This is a genomic window from Kitasatospora sp. NPDC047058, assembly GCF_040643935.1.
Taxonomy (GTDB): Bacteria; Actinomycetota; Actinomycetes; order Streptomycetales; family Streptomycetaceae; genus Kitasatospora.
In genome coordinates this window covers 1-4,051 of sequence record NZ_JBEYVJ010000530.1, presented here as the reverse complement: position 1 = coordinate 4,051, position 4,051 = coordinate 1, and the positions used below count along the sequence as shown (strand labels likewise).

The following is a 4,051-nucleotide window of genomic DNA, read 5'->3' as shown; positions in this document are numbered from 1 at the left end:
GGGGTTCCTGAGACAGGAATCCCGGCAGCCCCGCTGTATCCCCTTACAGCCGGATTCGACCCTTCCCGGGCCGCGAACCGCTCAGGTCAGATCAACCCTGATTTCACGCGAAATCGATATGGCCGTAACTGATCGAGGAGTTCACGCTGCTGCAGTACGCGTAGCTCCAGAGACCGCTGCCGGTCGGCTTCCACGGCCCGAACACCTGCTGGCCGTTGTTGCAGACGGCCGCCGCCCGGAAGACGATGGCGCTGTCGGAACGCGGGCAACTGGCACCGTACGTGACGCCGTCGGACCAGGAAACACAGCCGCCGGGCGCCGACGCCGACGCCGGCCCGGCGGTGCCCACACCGAGTGCGAGCGAGCCCGCGGCAGCCGCGGCCAGCGCCAATGCGCGTACCTTGAACATCAAATCCCCTCCAACCAGACGAATGGATCCCCGTTTCGGGGACAAACCCTTTCCTTTCACCTGGCCCACGTTCTGCTCTGCGGACCGCCCTCGAATCTAGGGCAATCACGGGAGACGGCCAGTGCGGTATTGCACAGCCCACCGCCTGATGCGGTGTCGAACTGCACAATCGCTGCCCTCTACCAGGGCGGCGTCGTTCCGTGTGTCCGTCCGGTTTGATCGGGTGACACCGGGGGCGACCAGGGGACGTCCGGCGTTGTGCGAGTCGCCGCGGAGGCCGGAGGCGACGCCGGTGGTCCGGCGAGGCGGAGGACTCCGACGGCGAGGTTGCGCAGGCCGGCGATGGCCCGAGGCGCGTGCCGGTGCGCACGTGGGAGGCATCGTCGGTCCAGACGGTGCCACACGTGGTCGAGCTGGTTCACGATCGCCCGGTGCCTGCGCAGGCCGGCCACCTCGCCGGCCTGCACCTGTTGGCCGTGAAGTCGGCGTGGGCACGTTCGAGGGTGGACCTTGGCAGTGGCGGCGGTCGGCGGTGCCGCCCCTCGGGACGACGCCGCGGCAGCCGCCACTCCCGGACGACCCGGAGTGGTGGCTGCCGCCAAGGGCCGTCGGATACCGGCCCGGGCCTGCCGGCCTGTCAGGACGCCCTCCCGCCCGTGTTGCAGATCAGCCGACCTGCTCGAGTCCGCCTATCGCAAAAGAATTCGCATTCGCTCGGCGATGTCGGATGCCTTCGAGCGCACCTGATCGCTGTCCAGCAGATCGGGCTCGCCCGTTCCTGAAGCATCGTAGTCGTGCGCCACATAGAAGAGATCCGTTGCGGCCTGGTAGTGGTCGGTGGACGGATAGGGGCCGCCGTACTCCTTGTAGAGGGGAAGGCAGACGACGGAGAACTCCGCAGCAGAGAGCCTCCCGTCGGAAACGGCCTCCGCCAGGACCAGGAAGGGCTCCAGTGTGGCCATCTAGAGGAGCCCCTGCTCGACGAGGTACCGGTACTGGTCGGTACTCACGTCGGACTTCCATGCCCCGAGCAGCTCGCCGGATTCGATGTCCACCGAGACGTGCTTCCCCGTCGCGAGATCAACGTAGTGGCGGGCGGGAATCTTGCGGTACGTCCCGTCGATCACAGTGGTCCCCGGATTCTTGATGAATTCCCCCAGCACCTTCAAGAACTCCTCCTTGCTCGCCGCGCTCTCCGCGGCGGTGATCCCGAAGTCGGCGGCGTGCTGGAAATGATGGGGCACCTTGTTCCAGCGGATCCACACGGAGCCGCAGCCCGGGCCACTGTTGTGGACGAGTACCGGCGTACCGCCCGCCAGCACATAGTACGTATGGACGGTGTCGACGGTGAGGTTGTACGCAGGCTGGAGGGTCTTCCAGTGCTTCGTGGAGGTGATCCGTGCGGTCTGGCTGGTGGCCGTCCTGAGAATGTCGCCGCTGGTGAGGTCGGCGGCGTCGACCCAGGCGTGCTGGTTGTCGGCCCAGTACGGGTGCCGGTCGGTGGAGGTGATCGTTCCGGTGGCACCGTCCGCCGATGTGACCGTGAGCTCGGTGAAGTCGCGGTCATCGGGGGTGAAGATGGTGGCGTCGATACGGCGGGAACCGGTCTGGCCGGACTCGGGGTCGGTTGCCTGCACCTGGTCGCCGACGCGTACGCGTTCGATCGGTCGGGTCGATCCGTCCGCCATCAGTACGGGAGTGCCCGCCGGGAAGCTGTTCTGCGTCAGGCACGTGGTGACGGTGTCCGCCAGCCTCCTGAGTCGCGCTGCCTCCGCCACCTCCTCGACGGTCTTGGCCTTCTTCGCGAGTTGGGCGAGCTTCACCGCCTTCCCGGCCGGGAAGAAGCCGACGGCGAGTTCAGCGCAGGAGCTGGCGCTCTTCTGGTTGATGCACTCCTCGGCGCTGTCCACGCCGAGGATGGCCTTGACGACCTTCTTGACGAGCTCTGCCTCGTCCTGAAGGTTCTCGAAGTAGGACCCCCACTCCATGAGGAGTCCGGGTACGCCGCCGATCAGGGGGTCCTTGCGGGGTTGAGGCAGCGTGCACTTCCAGACCTCCGCCAGCGTGACGGCGTTGCAGACCGGCTGGCCGGCGCGCAGGCGCTCGTACTCGGCCCGGTAGATCTCTTCCCGGATCCGCGCGTCCAGTTCCTTCGCAAGCTCGTCCGCGAGCTGCTTGGCCTCGGCCTGGATACCCGCTTCCTCGGTCTTCAGTTGGGCCTGGCGTTCCTGGCTCTCCTTCTCCGCCACGAAGCCCCAGGCCTCGTCGGCGGCCTGCTGGGCCTGGCCGGCGTCCTTGCCCGCCGCCACCGCCGAGGCGGAGGCCCGGGTCGCGGCCTTGCGTGCCAGGTCCGCGGATGAGCGTGCCTGGCTGGCGGAGGCCCGGGCGCGGGCGGCCGAGGCACTGGCATCGCCGGCATCGCGTGCGGCGGCCTGGGAGGCGGTGCGGGCGGTCGTGGCGGACTGGGCGGCGCGGGTGGCGGAGGTTTCGGCGTCCTGGGCGGACGTCTTGGCCTCGGCAGCGTACTGACCGGCCTGGTCGGCCGCGGCGCGGGCCTGGTTGCGGGCGTTGTCGGCCTCGCCGGCGGCCTCATTGGCGACGGCCGCAGCCTCGGTGGCCTCCCAGGCATCCTGCTGAGCCTTGGCCGCGGTCTGCGAAGCCTCCGCGATCAGGCGACTCATCTGCGCCGCGTGGGTGGTGGCGAGCTGGTCCTTGCGGTCGGCCATGTACTGGCCGGTCTGCAGGAATTCGTGTACGACGTCGGGTGTGCCGGCCAGGGCGGACTTGGCCGCGGCCTGGACCTCGGGGCCGCCGGCGGCAAGCAGCTGGGTGGCCCGGACGCGTTCGTCGATCTGACGGGCGGTGTACTGTCCGACCATCAGGAACGCGGCGACGGCCTTCGGCGATCCGTCCCGCAGGGCCTTCTCGCCGGCCTCCTTGACACTGGTACCGCCGATGGCGATCACCTGGTAGGCGCGCACCCGGTTGTCGGTGATCGCGGCGTCGTGCCGGCCGGTGGTGTAGAACGCCTGGAGCTGCTGGGCGTCGCCCTTGAGCGCAACGGTGGCGGCGGTGCGGACCGCTTCGTCCGGGCTGTCCTGGGCGATCTCCTGAACGCTCTGGCGCATGTCGTCCTGCGCAGCCTTGCTCCGCCCGGTGCGCACCCAGTCCAGGACGGCGGCGTCGGTGCCGGACAGGGCGGCCGCGGCGGCCTCCTGGCTCCACGGGCCGCCGGACTTCATCGTCTGGAAAGCGACCTTGCGGCCCTTGGCCGCGAGTGCCTTCGGGTCCGCGCCGGGACGGGCGGCTTCGGCGGCCAGGCCGGCGGCCTCCTCGTCCTGGGCCTTCCAGTCGGCGAGGAGGGACCCGATTCCGGCGCTGTTCTCGTCGTCGGCCGACCTCAGCTCCCTGGAGGCCTCGACAGCGGCGGCCGTGCGGGCGGCGAGGTCTTCGGTCTCGGTCCTGCGGGCGAGCTCGTAGACGGTGCTTGCGGTCTGCACCGCCTCGCTCGCGGAAGTCGCGGCCTTCCTGGCCTCCTCCGCCTGGCGGGTGGCCTCGGCCGCGGAGGTCGCGGCCTCGCCGGCGTGCTCGGCGGCGGTGTCCGCGGCCGTCGCCGCGTTCTGGGCATGGGTGGCGGCGGAC

The 4,051-nt window shown here is 69.8% G+C and carries 3 protein-coding genes; all 3 read right to left on the bottom strand.

Annotated elements, in window-relative coordinates; all coding sequences use genetic code 11:
* Positions 1-103: 103 nt before the first annotated feature.
* The gene (locus ABZ885_RS36840; RefSeq protein WP_360198882.1) at positions 104-409 is read right to left on the bottom strand and encodes a hypothetical protein; all 306 of its coding nucleotides are present in this window, start codon (positions 407-409) and stop codon (positions 104-106) included.
* A gap of 689 nt (positions 410-1,098) precedes the next feature.
* Positions 1,099-1,371: a hypothetical protein gene (locus tag ABZ885_RS36835; RefSeq protein ID WP_360198880.1), complete on the bottom strand. Its 273-nt coding sequence runs from the start codon at positions 1,369-1,371 to the stop codon at positions 1,099-1,101.
* On the bottom strand, positions 1,372-4,051 hold a 2,680-nt coding region (locus tag ABZ885_RS36830), incomplete at its 5' end, for a polymorphic toxin-type HINT domain-containing protein (protein ID WP_360198878.1).